Source organism: Bacillus sp. UNC322MFChir4.1 (assembly GCF_000746135.1).
GTDB lineage: Bacteria > Bacillota > Bacilli > Bacillales > Bacillaceae_G > Bacillus_A.
This window is the reverse complement of the sequence record NZ_KN050810.1, coordinates 281147-299351: the sequence shown is the minus strand read 5'-3', so window position 1 is coordinate 299351 and position 18205 is coordinate 281147. Positions and strand designations below refer to the sequence as shown.

The following is an 18205-nucleotide window of genomic DNA, read 5'->3' as shown; positions in this document are numbered from 1 at the left end:
GAAATGAAATGGCAATCGCAATGGCAGTTTTATCATTCTTAGGTGCAGTAATTCCATTAGTAGCAGAACTATTAAAAGCAGTAATGTAAGTTCATGATTCCGCAATTATTTATAAAAATTATCATACAAATGACCTGTATAGCAAAGATGAATTGATGTGCAGGTCATTTGTGTGAGTAAAATTCATTATCATAATGTAAAACAGGAGCGATTAGAGTGCCAATTATATGGAAAGCTAATCGCTATTTTTCTGTTTTTCTCTACTATGTTTAACATGCGTCAACTTCGTTTGAAAAAAGTTCTGCTTTAAAAGGGTGTTTCTCCTAATATATAGGTTAAACATTATATTATTATAATAATGCCAATCATTTTATTTAAATAGCAACAACATTTATGAAAAAAGCCACTCTTCCATTTGAAAGAGTGGCTTTTTTCAATCTTACATAAATGTAAGGTTTATGTAAGAGAAATAGATAGCCTACTATTATTGGGAATGTTATAGTAGCAAGGTGATTTGGAAAGGAATTCTAATATAACTTTTTTATAGAGATAAGGTTTCTTATATAACAATTTTAATTGTGTAAGGAAGTGTGATCGTGGCAAGGATAATGATAAGGTAAAGCGAGGGATATAGTAATGAAGACAGTATTAAAAGCTAATGATATTAGAAAAGTATATAATACCGGTGGAAATACATACGAGGCGTTAAAAGGCATTAACTTGCGAGTGAAAGAAGGCGAGTTCGTTGGAATTATGGGGCCGTCTGGATCAGGGAAAACAACTTTATTGAATGTTCTTTCTACAATTGATAACGCAACGAGCGGTGAAGCTTTAATTGATGGAAATGATATTGTGAAAATGAATGATGATAAATTAGCGTTGTTCCGTCGTGATCACTTAGGGTTTATTTTTCAAGATTATAATTTATTAGATACGTTAACGGTGAAAGAAAATATTGCACTCCCACTTGCGCTATCAAAAGTAAAGGCAAGTGAAATTAACCGCCGCGTTCTTGAAATCGCGAAAAAATTTGGCATTGATCATATTTTAAATCAATATCCATACCAAGTATCCGGTGGACAAAAGCAGCGCTGTGCAGCTTCGCGTGCGATTGTTACAAACCCAAGGATCATTTTTGGAGATGAGCCAACAGGTGCGCTAGATTCTAAGTCTGCAACTGATTTATTGGAGAGTTTGAAATCATTAAATGAATATGACCAATCGACGATTTTAATGGTTACGCACGATGCGTTTGCTGCAAGTTATTGTAAGCGCGTTATTTTCATTAAGGATGGTGAGTTATTTAAAGAACTGCACAAAGGAGAATTTACACGTAAGCAATTTTTTGGGCGAGTATTAGATGTAATGTCTACGATCTCTGGAGGTGCAGTAGATGACGTTAGCTAGTATCGCCCTTCGCAATATAAAGCGTAACTTTAAAGATTATGCTTTATATTTTATGTCGATGATCTTTAGTATCGTCATTTATTTTACATTTGCATCGCTTCAATATAATACGCAAATAGAAAAAGCAGTGGAAGGGTCGAAAAAAATTAGCGGTGCCTTCCAAGTTTCTAGCGTGATGCTCATTATTTTCGTAGCGGTATTTATTATTTATTCCAATGGTTTCTTTACACGGAAACGAAAAAAAGAAGTTGGTTTATACTCTTTACTCGGAATTCGTAAACGCCAAATTGGGAAAATGCTGTTTTATGAAAATTTGTTAATGGGGTTAATGTCGCTAGTCATTGGGATTGTAATTGGCAGTGTACTATCTAAGTTCTTTCTTGAATTATTAGTAGGCTTAATGGGACTTGATTTACAAGTTCATTTTGAAGTACCGCTAGCGGCGATTATGAATACAGCAATTGTTTTCTTTATTATTATTTTATACACGTCGCTGCAAGGATATCGTTTAATCTATCGCTTTAAATTAATTGAACTATTCCGCGCTGAACGTGAAGGAGAAGGAATGCCGAAAGAATCTATTATTATGGCATGTATTGCAGTATTCTTAATTGCTTCTGGATATTTCTTATCACTTCTATTTATGAAAGCAATTCAATACGCAGATTTCATGATGATCGCATTTTATATTTTATGTGCGACCGTACTTGGTACGTATTTATTATTTATGTTCTTTACAGTTGTTGTTTTAAGAAGAGCAAGAAATCATAAAGCATCCTTTTATAATGGAATGAATATGGTAACAACATCTCAGCTTTTATACCGTATTAAAGGAAATGCCAAATCTTTGGCGACAATTTCTATTTTGAGCGCGCTAACATTAACGGCTGTTGGTACATCTGTTACGACGTATTATAATACATTTACACAAGCGAAGGATTTTGCCCCGTATAGTTTTTCTTATGAGAAAAAAGATGCCGCTTTTGAACAAAAGGTGAATGCAACCTTCGCAGAGGAGAAGAAGCACAATCCGATTACAGAGCAATTTGAAATTGAAATGGTGCCGGTGAAGGGGAAATTCGTAGGCAAAAAAGCAAATATAACTATGAATGATCATTATATAATGACAGAACGGTATCAGCTTGTGTCACAGTCAGGTTTCAATATAATTGCGAAAAAAATGAATGTAGATGCGGTAAGTTTAACAGCAGGAGAAGCATTTGTATTTGATGGTATGTATGTCGAAGGAAAAGAGTTTAGTACAGCATACAAAGGAAAGAAAGCAGTATTTCCTATTGGAAATAAAACGAAGGCATTAACAATTAAAGATGCTGAAGGTCTTAATGTTACGAATTTAGGAGAAGTAGTAGTTGTTGTGCCAGATGCCGTATATGAACAAGCAAAAAAGACATCTAAAACAAGAGTTGTCCAAAATGTAAATGTGAAAAATGAGAAAGACAGTAAAGTATTAACGGAGAAGCTAGTAAAGGTTATGCCGAGAGGTTCTGAATTTGCCCCGGTCTTTAAGGATTTCTATACCGGGTTTAAAGACGGTATGGAAGAAGCGGGTATGATGATGTTCATCGGTGTTTTCTTAGGGCTTGTATTTTTACTTGCAACAGGATCTATTATTTACTTCAAACAGTTAACGGAAGCAAATGCAGACCGCGAACGCTACGTTGTTCTTCGGAAAATTGGCGTAACGAAGCAAGAAATGAAGAGAGCAATTGCAAAGCAGATCCTCTTTATTTTTGCGATTCCTTTAGCGGTTGGCATTTTGCATAGCTTATTTGCGCTAAAAGGATTATCAAACTTATTGACGTTTGAAATTTTAATTCCGTTATTAATGATTATCGGCGTGTACAGTATAATTTATATTGGTTATTACTTCTTAACGGTTCGTTCTTATCTTAAGATTGTGAGCGGAGAGTAGTAGAAAGTTCTAGCGGGCGGACCTTTTATATGTCGAATATCACCGAAGGATCTTTAAATTCTGTCGAAGCGCCGATATATTGCAAAAAGCGCTGATAAATTCACCATTTCCGCCGATATATCGGTGAAAGCGTAAAAAAGGATTGATTTCAAAAGTAATGTACCTTTTGAGATCAATCCTTTTTTGCTAAGTATGTATGTCGTATTATTTATCAGTTGCAACTGACGCAATATAAGGTAAGTTACGATATTTCTCAGCACAGTCAATGCCGTAGCCAACGATGAATTCATCTGGAATCACGAAGCCAACATATTCCGCTTTTAAATCAACTTTACGGCGTTCTGGCTTATCAAGAAGCGTACAGAATTTTAACGTTTTCGGTTTATGCATCAAGAAGTGGTCTTTTAAGAAGTGAAGTGTTAGACCAGAATCGATAATATCTTCTACTACGATTACATTTTTACCAGTAATATTTACATCGATATCTTTTAGTAGTTTCACTTTTCCAGTTGTTGTTGTTTGGTTTCCGTAGCTAGATGCAGAAATGAAATCAATTGTTACATCATTTTTAATATGACGAATTAAATCTGCTGCAAATACGAAAGAACCTTTTAATACAGCAATAACAAAAATTTCTTCTCCCTCAAAATCACGTTCGATTTGCAGTGCTAATTCTTTTACTTTTTCTTGTAGCTGTTCTTGTGAGAATAAAGTATCTTTTAGTTGAATATCCATTGGAAGCCTCCTACATTGTCAAACTTATGCACAGTTTGACTGTAAAGGATTGATAGGAAAAAGTCAAAGAAGAGGGTTCTCACTTTAAAAAGAATATACATAATATTTGGAATGTAATGGAGTGAAACAAAAAAGGAGCTGACTCAAAAGTCACTCCTTTTTTCCGTTATCGACTGTTCTTTGCAATATATCGGCGCTTTTCACGATATATCGACCACTTTTTAGAATATATCAGCGCTTTTCACAATATATCGGCGCTTCGACACGATTTAAAGACCGTTCGACGATATTCGACATACAAGTAGTCGATTTGCTGATCTGAATCATACCGAAAAGTGAAACTTTTCGTACTGCCTAGCACCATTGTCTTGTAATAAATTACCTAATTGTGATTTTTTTATCTGCAATATTTTTCTCTTAAAGCTAGTATATAGTTTACAGATTGTTGAACACCTTTTTCTTGATCTTCAAGCATTTGTTCTAATAGATGTTCAGGTGGATAATAGTAATCTGCCGTCTTCAGAACATTTAATTCATATGGAGGATTTTCTACTTTGAATGCTCCCACGCCGACTTCATATACGCCTCCAGTTCCTTTTGGACGTTTAAATGGAGCTACATATGGAAAACACATTTCTACATTGATTCTTGTTAGTGTTGATTCATTCACTAATATTTTAAAGCATTCTTCTAAGTCGATATTTCCAGTTCCTGCTGGGACCCCACAAACTATATGGTCTTCACCGTCATGAATGACAATATGATCTTTAAAATGAGTTGTGTAGGCATACGGAGCTAACTTTCTTACTGCTTCAACTGGATCTTCCCATGCCATCATTCCATTTCCTAAATCACAATGTGCTCCAACCCATGGGCTATTCACTTCTTCAATAATTTTAATTACTTCAGCTGTTGTTTCTTCTTCGTGATTTTCAACACCGAGTTTAATTCGATATTTTTTTAATAATGGTACGACTTGTTTGAGTTCTTCAGGAGCTTTAGCCATTTTTTCAGCATCGTATTCACCTACACAAACGTAAGTACGGATGACATCTGCACCAATTTGATTTGCGATGTCTATTACTTTTGTTAAATGCTCTATATCTGTACCTCTTGTATCAATTTCAGCGTATAAACCATATTTTTGAATTTCATCTCGAACCTTTTTCAAGTGATCAGGCTCGTTCCCGCCAAGCACTCCCCACTCTGGATGTAAATGTTTGTCTGCCTCATTTGTAATAATATTAATTTGAACTCCGTCTAATCCGAGTTCAGCAGTTCTTCTTATAAAGTCAAAAATATCCATACGTTTATTGTGGAAAAATAAATGGTAGCTTTCTGTTTCTAATCCAATTTTCATGATAATCTCACCTTTCCTATCTCCATGTTAGTAATCTCATGCTTCATTTAAAATTGAACTTTCTTCATTTACTTGTAAATTTTTTTTCTTTTTGACAATTCGAACTAAATAACTACTAATAATTAGACCAAGCACGGAAAAAGCAATCATTGTTAAAAATACATGTCTATAACCAGCCATTCCTGGTGCTCTATCTAACATGTTTCCGTATAGAGAAAATGCAAACATCGAAGGTGAATATCCTATTAAACAAGCAATGGAAACAGATGCACCACTGATTTCTCTTGGGATTCCCACCTCATCAATAGGAGCAAAAAATACTGCTCTTTGAGTGAAAATAATTGTGCCAAAGCTAAGTGTAAAGATCATTCCAGTATATACATTCATCGTCTCATGAGGTAAGAAGATAAAAATAGTCATTGCGATAATTGCGACTATAAAAGCAAGTCTCAAATATTTAGATGGAGACTTAAATTTTTTATCAGCTAAGAACCCTCCTAGCGGACCACCAACCATTTTTATAGCGTATTGATTGATAATTCCATAAGCGCCTACTAGTGCAACAGGCATACCATAAATATCTTTTAAAAACGGGATAAAATATGTTAAACCTATATAGACGGAATAAACAGAGAATATAGTAAATGCTACGGCCCATACTTCAGGCATCTTTAATGCTTGTAGAGCGCCGTCAAGTGCAGCTTTACTTTTGTTAATTTTATTACCTTGTTCATCAGTATCTATTATTTCATCATCTTCTACTAAGAAATAAGAAATGATACCAATAAAAATTGCTGCTGATGCAAGGAAAATAATTGCACCTCTAAAGCCAGCTGCTCCTGATCCTAACCAACTAAAAATTGCAAGGGCACCAAAAGCGATAACTGTATCAACCACGCCTCTTCCTGCTTCAAGGAAACCGAAAACTCTACCTTGTTCATCTTTATCTCCTAATAACCTTACAGCTTTAATTAACGCAGGCCAATATGCAGTCTCTGCAAATAAAGCGAAAACAATCCAAACGGCTAAAACGCCATAATAACCAGGAAATGTTGTTAAATACAACCCTGATACGCCAACACCAATTAAGCTGAACGGTATGATTTTCTTCTTGGAAAACCTGTCTACTATGTACATCGATGCGATATAACCAAATGCTTGGATAATTCCATAAACTGATAAGATTACACCTATTTGAGTATGAGATAAGTGAAAATATTCCATCATGGGAATATAAAAAGCATCTTTTAAAAATGGAAGTTTAAAAATTGTTCCTCCACCTAAAATCAGTACGACAAGTGCAAACCACTTATTTTTTTTTGGAGTATCCATCCTTTTCCCCCCCTCAGAGGTTAATTTTTTTAAAAAGATAACGCTTTCATAAAACTTAAAATTTGTCATTCCATCACTATAAAGATTAAGTATTTTAATCGTTTCATAATAAGGGAATGTTATCTCATTTTTCCTATTTAATTTTTCTGCATGAAAAATTTATAAAGTTGCAATCATTCTTTTCCTCTTCAGAGATTGATTTTTTATAAAAGATAACGCTTTCATAAAACCTGGAAATTTATCACTCCATTACTATAAAGATTAAGTATTTTAATCGTTTCATAGTAAGGGAATGTTATCTTATTTTTCCTATTCAATTTTTCAGTATGAAAAAATTTATAAAGTTGCAATAACTTCGATCTCAACAAGTGCATCTTTTGGTAATCGTGCGATTTGAATGGCACTTCGAGCAGGGAAATTTTCTGTAAAGTAAGTAGTGTAAACTTCATTCATTTGTGCAAAATGATTCATATCTTTTAAAAATACGGTTGTTTTAACAACTTTACTTAAATCGCTGCCTGCTTCTTCTAGGATGGCTTTTACATTCTCTAATGACAGTGTTGTTTGCTCTTTAATTGTTTCAGGCATTTCTCCGGTTTTAGGGTCAATCGGCAGTTGTCCAGAAGTAAAGATAAAATTACCAGCTTTCATCGCTTGTGAATAAGGACCGATTGCACCAGGTGCATGTTGAGTAGAAATAACTGTATTCATCCAAAAACCCCCTGTAATAATAATTTTTTATTATTATAATAATTTTTTAGCACAACTTTATTTTAATGTTATATTTTTAATATTTCAATAGGTATTTTGAAAAAAGTTAAAAAATAATAATAAATTTTTATTGTAATAATAAATTATCGTTTGATAAATTATTACAGAAAGGAAAAATCAAGAAAAACTGGATAAAAGTTATCTTATTATCTTCTAAGGAAGGATTGTGTAGTAAAATAGTAGTGGTTAGAGTCTTTAAGCCAGCCTTCTCTATGTCTTTTTAAGAGATGTAGGAGATTATGTTGTATACTATAAAAAGAAGAAAGCAAAGTGTTGGTAGGAAATTTTATCCTTTCTTCTTATCTTGAGAAGAGGTGCAATATCAATGGAAAATAAAGAAAAGTTAAAGCGGTATATTCCTCTTGTTCATTTCATTGCAGAAGTAATTGGAGAAAATTGTGAAGTTGTTTTGCATGATGTTACGAATCCAGACGAATCTATAATAGAGGCAGTGAACGGACATCTTAGTGGAAGAAACATTGGTGGACATTTAACAGATCTAGCTTTAAAGATTCTACAAGAAAAAAAATATATAGATAAACATTATATTTCCAATTACAAAGGAAACTCAAAAAATAATCAGACGTTTCGTTCGTCAAGCTATTTTATTAAAGATGAAAACAACAGCATAATTGGAATGCTGTGTGTGAACATTGATATTAGTAATATGATAAAAGCAAGAGACTGGTTAGACAATATAATTATGAGTAATACTAGCGTGAATGTAGAGGAAGAGAAGGCTCATCCTAATCTTGAATTAGACCTTTCTGAAAACTTAGAAGAAAATCTAGATAGTCTTCTTTCATCACTTATTACAGGAGTTTTATTAGAATGTGAAGTTTCGCCTGAGAGAATGTCTCCTGATGAAAAAATGGAAGTGATAAAAAAACTTAATGATAAAGGGGTATTTTTACTTAAAGGCGGCGTAAGTGAAGTGGCTAAACATTTAAAGGCATCAGAAGCAACGATCTATCGGTATTTAAACAAGGTAAAGTAAATGTACATTTACTTTACCTTACTTTGTTCTATTAACGGTACTGTCATATTAAGCTAAGCGAATTTGTACCTCTTATTTAATTAGGTCTTTCTAAATGTAATAATATTATATTAAGATTAACAAAAAACCTTACAAAAATGTAAGGTTTTTTGTAAGGTAAATCGATAGTTTAGCAGCATTATTTTGAATAAACTTATCTATGAAAAGCACACACATTTTAGAGAAGTAAGACGTTAGGCACTACAATTGAAAGGAGAGAGAGAATGGAGAAGCGCTCAGAAGCTCTTGCTTTATTATTAGAAAATGATGCGATTATGTTAGCTAATAATAAAGATCATACAACTGTCATTGAACAGCGAGAAATACTAGTAGATTCAAGCGATAAAATCGTATGGTACAAATGGAATGAGAATGACAAAGAGAACATAAATGAGCAATATCACATAGGGTATGATGTGCATAGAGTTGTTTTATGGAATGAGATGAAATCTTGGATTCATAAGCAAAACGGTAAGAATAAATTTGAGAGCAGCCGCGCACTCCATTCTCAAACTCCCAAAATGGTAAGAAACAGAGAGTCACATTAGGAAAGTAACTAAGAAAACTGAGACACAAAAAAAGATTGCTGATTAAGCAATCTTTTTTTATGTAACCTGACAATTCTTTTAAGAGTTGTCAGGTTGTTTATTTTTATAGCCAAAGATTCTGTTAACGTCAAATTGACTTGGAACCATGTTTAACGATTTAGGATTGGAGTCCATGTTTTTTGTTGTATTCTAGCTCTTTTGCTCCTCGGTGAGCCAATATACAGCAGATGATACAGCAAACAGTTGCTGCTAGTAATACATAGAAACCACCATTCCATCCTACCTTGTCGACCATTACTCCAAAGAGAGTAGTACCTAAAGATGCACCCAGAATGTAACTCATAAAACCTCGCAGGCCAACTGCAGAGCCAACAGCGAAAGCTGGAACTACCTCCATAGTTTGTACTGAAGCTAGAAACTGTGGAATGTAAATCAAGCAACCAATAATAGCAGCGAAGATCGTTACCCAATGTAAAGATGTACTTTGCCAGTAACCGATGATGCAGACAAGTATCATTGACATAGCAATGATTGCTGGCGGCATGCGGCGCCCTTTGAATAATTTATCTGATACATAACCAGCCAGAAGGGTAGAAGGAATAGCTGCCCATTCAAAGAATAAAAAGGCCACACTCATCTCTTCTTTAGTGAAATGTTTCACATGTAATAAATAAATAGGTAACCAGCTTATAATGCCGAAACGAACCATGTAAACGAAAACATCTACGAAGGAAACGAACCATGCATTTTTGTTAAATAAAACATAATTCTTGAAAATCTGCCAAGCACTCATGTCTGTTGGTGGTTTTGAATCAACACTTTGTTTTGTTTTCGAATCGGATTCGTCTTTGATGATTTTGTTTAACGGAGGTAATCCCTCACTTACCGGTGAGCCTTTAATAAGAGCTAATATTACTAGAGCAATAACAATAGCTATAGCAGCAGGGACCTGGTAGCTTGCCGCTTGCCAGTGATTGGAGCCTAACATAGCAAAACTCATACCGACGATAGGTGCTACGATACCTCCGCCTATATTGTGAGAAATATTCCATATCGCACCGACAGTTCCTCTTTCCTTACGAGGAAACCAATTTGCGATGGTAATAAAGCTAGGTCCAACTCCCATTCCTTGGAAGAACCCATTGAAAACAACAAGAATTGCAAACATCCAAAATGCCGTGCTGAATCCCATCATAATATTGACCATAGCACAAAGAAGCAAACCAAGCGCCATATAACTTTTAGGATTCGCTTTGTCGGCTAAACTACTCATCAAACCTTTACTAACTCCATAAGCGATAAGCATGCAACTGCTTAATAATCCTATTTCTGTAGCACTAAGGTTAAGGTGTTCCTTCAAATAAGGAGTAGATAAGGCAAAGTTGTTACGTACTATATAGTAAGCTATGTAACCTAAGAACACCCCTAATAAAGATTGTATCCGGAAAAGCTTATAGGTTTTTTGAACCTGATCTGGTGCTATTTTTGTAGTAGCAATTTTAGGTTTCAAAAATGAGAACATATTATCTACCTCGATTTCTTTACTTTGATTTACAAAAAACTTAGACTAGCATGAAATTTAGTATATAAATAGAATGCCAATTTGGTGAAGACGTTTTCACAAATACTTGCGTTATATCATACCTCCTTTGTTACATTATCTTATATGCCAATTCGTTAAAATATCAGTAAATATCTGATTTTATGTAGGATAAAATAGTATAGTCTGTCAGAATTTATCCTACAAGCAATATTCATGGCTATATAAATCTGTTTTGTAACTACTCAGTCACTCTATGAAAAAAAGGCAGAAAAGCACTTTTTTAATGGCCTGGGAGGAATGGGCTCTGTATAGGAGCGGTCAGGGGAGATATAAATAGAAAGTATTTATATATTTTTTGTCACAACTCTGACATGAAAAGGAGTGATGGATACATTCTTTCATAGATTTCGCATATTGTCCTGAAGTAATATATGAATATAAACTGCAAAAATCCTAAATTAAGTAGGATTCAATTAGGGGATTTTCACATCATACATAAAGTGAAACTTCTATTAGTGGGTGATAGTGATATTCATCTTTCACTGATGGACAACGCAGCTCTCTCAATCGTGATTTGGGGAGCTAGTAATAAGGAGATAAAGTGAAACTTTAATCAGTGGGGGTTTTCTTCATTCCCCACTGATTATCAGCCCTCACCAATCGGGCTTTTACGGGCAGTTTATCTCCCGCCTAACTTCTTAGGAAAAGCGGAAGCGGCTCGCTCAGAATCGCAGGACGCCCACGCCCCTGACAGAGAGGCGCTTTTTGCCTCGTCCGAGGGGGCGAAACGGCTGGAAATTCTAGCCGCTAGAGCTGGACGATGCTTTTGCTGAATTTTGAGGCGGGAGTATTACTGCCCACGAATAGCGGGATAAATTCCTCGCCTGTAAGAACGGAGGAAAGTATGACAAATTGGTTGAGGATTTTTTTAATATTGCTTACTACTTTACCTGCAATAGGATGTCAGCATGAGCGTTCGAACCCTCAAATTGTTTTCTCCGAATTTGACACCATGCCTGTTGGTTACCAAGACGACAATCCCGCTCCTGTACGAATCGCAATTTCAAGTGTGTTATCAAAGACTGATACCATTATGCACTATAGGAAAATAGCTAACTATATTGGAGAGAAGCTCCATAGACCTGCAATTCTAATTCAGCGCAAGAGTTATAATGAGATTAGTATGTTGATGATGAATGGAGGTGCTGACATAGCTATACTTTCAACAGGAGCATATATCACTTACAGACATGTTGAGGGACTTGAAGCAATTGCTATGCAAGAGCGAATGGGAGTTCCATATTATTATGGTTATGTCGTCGTACACCGTAAAAATGAAATATCCAGTATACATGATTTGAGAGGGAAAAACGTTGCTTTTAGCGATCCAACTAGTTATTCCGGATATATTTTTGTGAGGAAAAAATTAGCTGAATTAAGTGAAACACCAGAGCATTTCTTCGGGCGTTATGTTTTTACATATAATCATGAAGACTCCTTAAGTGCTGTAATAAATGGAGTTGTTGATGCCGCAGCTGTTGATAGCTTAGTCTTTGAGCGTACGAAACTTAAAAATCCAGAACTAATTAAGGATTTAAAAATTATTGCAAAAACGGAACCGATTGGTACCGGTCCTGTCGTCATCAATAGTAATTTACCTGATGAGGAGAAGCGAATTATTAAAGAAAGTTTCATTACTATGCACGAACAAGAAATAATAAAACCAGCGTTTCAAGGGTTGTTCATTGATCGTTTTGTTCCATTTGAATCAAGGTTATATGAGGGTCATCTATGAAGTGGCTGAATAAATTACAAATAAACCAAAAAATATTTGGAGCTATATTCATTTCGCTACTCTTTCTCGCCCTAGTATTAGGATGTATCATTTGGGAATCACTCACAAAAATCATGACAGAAGACCTAAAGAAACGTGGTGAAAATATTGCTGAAAATATTGCAGCATTGTCCTCGGATTACATTTTGACTGACGACTATTATTCAATCCATCTTCTCATTACACGTGCACAGGAAACGAACAAAGATGTTCGTTATATACTGGTCGTTAACAATAATAATGTTCTTGTCGGTAATACATTCTCTAAGCACCTGCCGAAAGGAATATTAAACGCACATAAGCCTGATGGTGTTAATACTAAAAATTACGCGATCCTAACTTCTGATGAAGGAAATATTCATGACATACTTGTTCCGATTGAAGAGGGAGATGTAGGGTTCGTTAGAGTTGGAATGGCAGAAAAACAGGCGAAAAGCTATATTTTTACTAAAATAATAGAGTTGGTTGTTGCTACATTTTTGGTCTGCATGGGAGCAGCAGGGATCGCTTATTATGTGACCCGTATCATTACCCGGCCAATTAATAGTTTAGTTGATACAGCAGCAGGCATATCAGCTGGTAATTTATCCTTAAGAGCTAAAGCAGTAGGTGATGATGAAGTTGGAAAACTTGCACAGGCTTTTAATGAAATGGCTGACAATCTGATTAGTTCTAGGACTGCAGTAGAGAAATTATTGAAGGAACTTCAAGAAAAGGATGCCCTTCGAGATACGTTGATTTTGAAACTACTATCCGCTCATGAGGAGGAGAGAAAAAGAATTTCTCGTGAACTTCATGATGAAACAAGCCAAGCCCTAACTTTTTTAATGGTTACAATGCGTATTTTGGCTAATGAAGCTAAAGATGACGAGCAACTGGAGCTACTTCATGCAAGTCGAGAGACAGCAGCCGGTATTTTACGAGAAATTAGAGATTTAGCAGTAGAATTAAGGCCACCGATCCTTGATGATATGGGATTAATTCCTGCATTAAGGAAATACGTAAGAAAGTTTGAAGAAAAATGCGCTCTTACGGTAACTCTACACGTTCCTGATGATGACGCCTTCGTCATAGATAGTCATATTGCTGTAGCACTATACCGAATTGTTCAAGAAAGTCTTACCAATGTAGTGAAACATACAGTAGCGACTGAGATTACGATTAATATGGAGATAAGAGATTGTTCGATCTTGTTGAACATCCATGATAACGGTCACGGTATAAATGAGGATGATTTTGAAAAAGCTCGCCAGCAAAATCGAATCGGAATATATGGAATGAAGGAAAGAGCAGAATTATTAGGAGGTTCATTTTTGATTAGAACTCACAATAACGGTGGAACGGAAGTTAGTGTGTCTATCCCATTAAAACAGAGAGAAGGGGATCAAGATGGAAAAGACAATCAGCATAATGTTAGTTGATGACCACGCTTTGATGAGAGCTGGTTTAAAACTATTATTACAAAAAAGGCCATCATTAAAGGTTGTAGGTGAAGCTGCTGATGGATTTGAAGCACTAAGGCTTTACGACAATTTAAGGCCCGATATTTTGATATTAGATATATCTTTGCCACGCATAGATGGAATTCAAGTTTTAACAGAAATTAAATTACGCTATGAACAAGCGAAAGTCATCGTGCTTACCATGCATGAAGATGAGGATTATATAACATCAATCATGAACGCGGGAGCTTCAGGTTACGTCCCTAAAGCGGCTGTCGATGAAGAATTATACAATGCGATTGATTCTGTTATGGATGGGTACATATACCTCCGTCCAAAGGAAATTTCAACTATGTTAAAAAAAATGCAAAACGAAACGGATTCTCGAAATCCATATGTAATTTTAAGTCCACGTGAACGAGAGGTATTGAAATTTCTTGTTCAAGGTTTTTCAATGTCTGAAATCGCTGGGGAATTAACGATCAGTATAAAAACGGTTGATACCCATAAGACGAGAATGTTGAACAAACTTAATCTTTCTAAGAAAAGTGAACTTGTTCAATATGCCATAAAGTATAATTTAATACATATAATATGACGGGATAATGCTTGTTATAAAAGATTTTTTTCTTTCGCTGATTTGAAACAACACAAAAATCCCACTTTAGAAAAATGGGATTTTTGTTTCGTTATATTATAGTTATTTCCGAAATACTTAGAGACTCTAAAGATTGCTGATTAAGCAATCTTTTTTTTGCTTGTATTTATACTCGCGCTCATAAATAAGCGCGGTGCTGTTGTAAATAAAACGACAAGTAGAACCGCACACATTGCGAAAGAACCAATCATTGTGATGCCGTTAAAGATAAAGGAATATAAAACAGCTGATTGTCCTTTTGGTGCATATTGTCCAAAGAAAATAAAGCCAGCAATGAAGTGCCAAAAATAACGAGCTAGGCTACCAATAAACGCAGCGATAATGACATACATGATTGCTTTTGCTTTTTGTTTATTAGCAATTGCTTGTTGAATTGGTGCATGAAATAATCCAGAAAAGCCAATAAAGGCAAAGGCGATGAAGTATTCAATAAACGCTTGTACCGGCGTAAAAATAGATGCATCTCCTGCGACAATTTGTAATAATCCCCAAACGAGACCACTTAAGAAACTCGCTTTAAATCCCCAGCGGTAAGCAACAATAAAAATTGGAATCATCGCAAACGAGATAGAACCGCCTGTTGGAAGTTTAATAGATAATGGCAAAATGTCGATGACTAACGCAAATGCTGCAAGAATCGCCGCCTCTATCATCGCTTGTAAATTTGTATTACGCATGTAAAAATCCCCCTACATCCAAGTTACAAAAGAAGAATCTTTATCATAGGGGGATGAAAATACACAAATTGAAAATCACTACTTATGTATATATGTTTGCACAATTCCTACGTTAGCATTAACTAACAGGTTCTAAGGGTCGGAACAAAGTGTTCCCTCTCAGCGACGTGGCTCCCCCTGTGACAACGAGATTCTTAGATTGTTACTACCATTGTAATAACAATGGATAAGAATGGCAAATTTAATTTATATATAAGTTGAAATAAAAACCCCTTTCTTTTTAGGGAGGGGCGACTGGCCATGCATAACAACGATTTTTATGTTAAATAAGATGGAATTGTACAAAAAATAGTAATAAATTCACGGTATATTGTATAGTGTTTTTTCAGAGAGTCATGTTATAATTGGTATTGATAATAATTATCGTTATCTTTTGAGGGGGATAATTTATGAACTTAGTTGATATGAGTATAGATGAAAAAGTACGTGTAAAAGATTTACAATCTCTTGATAAATTGTTAAAACGCCGTTTGGCTTCATTTGGATTTTCTGAGGGCTGCGAGCTTTGTTTAAAACAAAAGGCAATGCTTAATGGTCCATGTACATTAGAATGCCGTGGACAATTAATCTCTATTCGTCATTGTGATGCGAAAATGATAAAGGTGGAATTAGCGTGAACAAGGTTGCTTTGCTAGGAAATCCGAATACGGGAAAAACATCATTGTTTAATGCGCTTACTGGTTCTTATGAATACGTTGGGAACTGGAGCGGAGTAACCGTAGAAAAAAAGATTGGTAAGTTAAAAGATAAGCAAGGAATGTTAATAGATTTACCAGGTATATACGATTTAAATCCTGTATCCCGTGATGAGGGAGTTGTTACACAATTTTTATTAACAGAAGAATTTCATCATATGTTAAATATTGTGGACTCTTCTCAATTTGAACGTAATATGCATTTAACATTACAATTGTTAGAATTCGGAAAACCGCTTTCTATCGGTTTAAATATGATTGATGTGGCAAAACAACGCGGGATTACGATTGATGTTAAGAAGCTATCTGAAACGCTAGGTGTAACAGTTATTCCTGTTATCGCAAGAAGTGGAAAAGGATGCGAGGAGTTATTAGCTGCTCTTCATAAAGGCGATAAGGCGGGGCAGAAACCGTTTGTTCTTTCATATGGTAAAGCGGTCGAGACAGGAATCCAGCGCGTTATGGAGAAATTGCAGCGCGAAAATGATGAGCATGCAAGATGGCTTGCGCTTCAATTTTTAGGAAATAACGAAGTGGTAGAGAAAGAAATTGCCAAGTCGCATGTATATAACGAACTTGTAGCAATTCGCTCTGCAGTAGAAGAAGAATTAGATGTTACGCTAGAACAGCATATATACGGAGTACGTGCAGCGTATATTGAAAAGTTGAAAACAAGTGTGATTCGTAATGAAAAAGAAGGAAGTATTCCTTTTTCGGAAAGAATTGATAAATTAATTACGCATAAAATTTTGGGACTACCAATCTTTTTAGGAATCATGTTTTTAATTTTTCAAGTTACGTTTTCGTGGATTGGAACGCCTTTATCGGATCAATTTGATGCGTTTGTTGGCGGGCCATTTACAGATTGGGTAACAGCAGGACTTACGAATATTGGTGCGTCTGAGTTTATTCAAGCGCTCGTTACAGATGGAATTATTGCAGGAGTTGGTGCGGTATTAGTATTCGTGCCGCAAATTTTCGTATTGTTCTTCTTCATTTCATTACTAGAAGATTCCGGATATATGGCGCGTATTGCCGTTGTAATGGATCGTGTGATGGAGTTTTTTGGACTAAACGGAAAAGCGTTTATTCCTATGATTATCGGTTTTGGTTGTAATGTACCAGGCATTATGGCTGCGAGGACGATTGAACAGGAGAAAGAGAGGCTGCTTACGATTTTAGTGACACCGTTTATGTCATGCTCAGCCCGTTTACCTGTATATGCACTATTTGCAGGGGTCTTTTTCCCGAATAGTCAAGCAGCTGTTGTATTTTCTTTATATCTCATTGGTATTATTCTGGCATTACTTGTTACAAAAATTATGTCTATTACGGTTTTAAAAGAAGAGAAGTCTATTTTTGTCATTGAACTTCCGCCTTACCGTGTGCCGCAACTAAAAACGTTATGGCGCAGTACGTGGGAAAAAGGAAAAGGATTTGTACGTAAAGCAGGTACATTTATCTTTGGTGGTTCTGTTGTAATTTGGTTATTAAATTATGCTGGGCCATCTGGACTCGATGTAGGGATGGGAGATAGTTTCTTAGCGATGATCGGTGGATTATTTGCTCCAATTCTTGCGCCGCTTGGTTTTGGAACATGGCAAGCAGCTGCATCTCTGTTAACAGGATTTTTAGCAAAAGAAGTTGTTGTTTCTACAATGGCAATTATTTATTCTGTGAAAGAAGATGTATTAGGAAACGTAATCGGTACGCATTTCACAACATTATCAGCATATTCGTTTATGTTCTTTATTTTACTGTATGTACCATGTTTAGCGACAGTTGCGGTTATTCGCCGTGAAACAGGATCTCTAAAGTGGACGATTTTCTCTGTTGTGTATCCACTTGTGGTTGCATACGTATTAACACTAGTAATATACCAAGTTGGATCCATGCTCGGATTCTAAAAGGAGATGTATCATAATGATAGTCAATATTGTAATTGGAGCTGTCATTTTTGGATATGCAGGATATACGCTAATGAACTTCGTAAAGCGAAGCAAAAAAGGGAAATGTGCAGCATGTTCTCTGAATAAATCATGTCAGTCAAAGGTTTGTAGTCCGAATATGGAACAAGTTGTGAATAAGTAGAAAAAAGCTTTGCGGATCTCGCAAAGCTTTTTTAATATATTTTTTATAAGTTATGATGGGAATGTCATATTATCGCTTGTATA

16 protein-coding genes and 1 riboswitch are annotated in these 18205 nt (G+C 35.4%); of the genes, 10 read left to right on the top strand and 6 right to left on the bottom strand.

Annotated elements, in window-relative coordinates; genetic code table 11:
* The first annotated feature begins 636 nt into the window (after nt 1–636).
* Entirely contained in the window at nt 637–1407 is a 771-nt protein-coding gene (locus tag BR72_RS20595; RefSeq protein ID WP_035436343.1) for an ABC transporter ATP-binding protein, read from the top strand.
* Nucleotides 1394–3340 carry an ABC transporter permease gene (locus BR72_RS20590; protein ID WP_035436340.1) on the top strand — a complete coding sequence of 649 codons (1947 nt, stop codon included), beginning with the start codon at nt 1394–1396 and terminating at the stop codon, nt 3338–3340. Before BR72_RS20595 ends, BR72_RS20590 begins: the two co-directional genes overlap by 14 nt.
* Before the next feature lie 204 nt (nt 3341–3544).
* On the opposite strand, the gene hpt is transcribed toward BR72_RS20590, so the two are convergent.
* From hpt to BR72_RS20570, 4 genes are all read right to left on the bottom strand, one after another.
* Nucleotides 3545–4075 carry a hypoxanthine phosphoribosyltransferase gene (gene hpt / locus BR72_RS20585; protein WP_035436337.1) on the bottom strand — a complete coding sequence of 177 codons (531 nt, stop codon included), beginning with the start codon at nt 4073–4075 and terminating at the stop codon, nt 3545–3547.
* Between the two features lie 397 nt (nt 4076–4472).
* Nucleotides 4473–5435 carry a sugar phosphate isomerase/epimerase family protein gene (locus tag BR72_RS20580; RefSeq protein ID WP_035436334.1) on the bottom strand — a complete coding sequence of 321 codons (963 nt, stop codon included), beginning with the start codon at nt 5433–5435 and terminating at the stop codon, nt 4473–4475.
* 36 nt (nt 5436–5471) lie between these two features.
* Complete coding sequence (locus BR72_RS20575) at nt 5472–6767, bottom strand: MFS transporter (RefSeq protein ID WP_035436331.1); 1296 nt, start codon at nt 6765–6767, stop codon at nt 5472–5474.
* A gap of 336 nt (nt 6768–7103) precedes the next feature.
* Nucleotides 7104–7478: a RidA family protein gene (locus BR72_RS20570; protein ID WP_035436329.1), complete on the bottom strand. Its 375-nt coding sequence runs from the start codon at nt 7476–7478 to the stop codon at nt 7104–7106.
* A 385-nt stretch (nt 7479–7863) separates the two neighbouring features.
* Between BR72_RS20570 and BR72_RS20565 the strand changes: the two genes are divergently transcribed.
* On the top strand, nt 7864–8535 hold the full coding sequence (locus BR72_RS20565) for a helix-turn-helix transcriptional regulator (RefSeq protein WP_035436327.1): 672 nt from the start codon (nt 7864–7866) through the stop codon (nt 8533–8535).
* A gap of 263 nt (nt 8536–8798) precedes the next feature.
* The gene (locus BR72_RS20560; RefSeq protein ID WP_035436325.1) at nt 8799–9122 is read left to right on the top strand and encodes a hypothetical protein; all 324 of its coding nucleotides are present in this window, start codon (nt 8799–8801) and stop codon (nt 9120–9122) included.
* A gap of 157 nt (nt 9123–9279) precedes the next feature.
* Here the strand turns inward: BR72_RS20560 and pgtP are convergent, their stop codons facing one another.
* The gene (gene pgtP, locus BR72_RS20555; RefSeq protein ID WP_035436322.1) at nt 9280–10644 is read right to left on the bottom strand and encodes a phosphoglycerate transporter PgtP; all 1365 of its coding nucleotides are present in this window, start codon (nt 10642–10644) and stop codon (nt 9280–9282) included.
* A 925-nt stretch (nt 10645–11569) separates the two neighbouring features.
* Here pgtP and BR72_RS20550 point away from each other — a divergent pair.
* From BR72_RS20550 to BR72_RS20540, 3 genes are read left to right on the top strand one after another with little or no spacing between them, the layout of a single operon-like run.
* Nucleotides 11570–12460, top strand: coding sequence for a substrate-binding domain-containing protein (locus tag BR72_RS20550; RefSeq protein WP_035436321.1), 891 nt, complete (start codon nt 11570–11572; stop codon nt 12458–12460).
* Nucleotides 12457–13920 carry a sensor histidine kinase gene (locus BR72_RS20545; RefSeq protein WP_035436318.1) on the top strand — a complete coding sequence of 488 codons (1464 nt, stop codon included), beginning with the start codon at nt 12457–12459 and terminating at the stop codon, nt 13918–13920. The genes BR72_RS20550 and BR72_RS20545 overlap by 4 nt, the downstream gene beginning before the upstream one ends.
* A complete protein-coding gene (locus BR72_RS20540; protein ID WP_035436316.1) occupies nt 13889–14539 on the top strand; it encodes a response regulator in 651 nt (216 codons plus the stop codon). Before BR72_RS20545 ends, BR72_RS20540 begins: the two co-directional genes overlap by 32 nt.
* A 140-nt stretch (nt 14540–14679) precedes the next feature.
* Here BR72_RS20540 and thiT read toward each other — a convergent pair whose 3' ends face one another.
* Nucleotides 14680–15276 (bottom strand): energy-coupled thiamine transporter ThiT, encoded by a 597-nt coding sequence (gene thiT, locus BR72_RS20535; RefSeq protein ID WP_035436314.1) that lies wholly within the window; start codon nt 15274–15276, stop codon nt 14680–14682.
* Nucleotides 15277–15362: 86 nt separating this feature from the next.
* Nucleotides 15363–15464: riboswitch (TPP riboswitch) on the bottom strand.
* Nucleotides 15465–15725: 261 nt separating this feature from the next.
* Here thiT and BR72_RS20530 point away from each other — a divergent pair.
* The 3 genes from BR72_RS20530 to BR72_RS20520 are packed head-to-tail and all read left to right on the top strand — an operon-like array spanning nt 15726 to nt 18122.
* Nucleotides 15726–15953: a FeoA family protein gene (locus BR72_RS20530; RefSeq protein ID WP_035436312.1), complete on the top strand. Its 228-nt coding sequence runs from the start codon at nt 15726–15728 to the stop codon at nt 15951–15953.
* Nucleotides 15950–17938, top strand: coding sequence for a ferrous iron transport protein B (gene feoB / locus BR72_RS20525; protein WP_035436310.1), 1989 nt, complete (start codon nt 15950–15952; stop codon nt 17936–17938). Before BR72_RS20530 ends, feoB begins: the two co-directional genes overlap by 4 nt.
* A gap of 16 nt (nt 17939–17954) precedes the next feature.
* On the top strand, nt 17955–18122 hold the full coding sequence (locus tag BR72_RS20520; RefSeq protein ID WP_035436307.1) for a FeoB-associated Cys-rich membrane protein: 168 nt from the start codon (nt 17955–17957) through the stop codon (nt 18120–18122).
* The last annotated feature ends 83 nt before the right edge of the window (nt 18123–18205 follow it).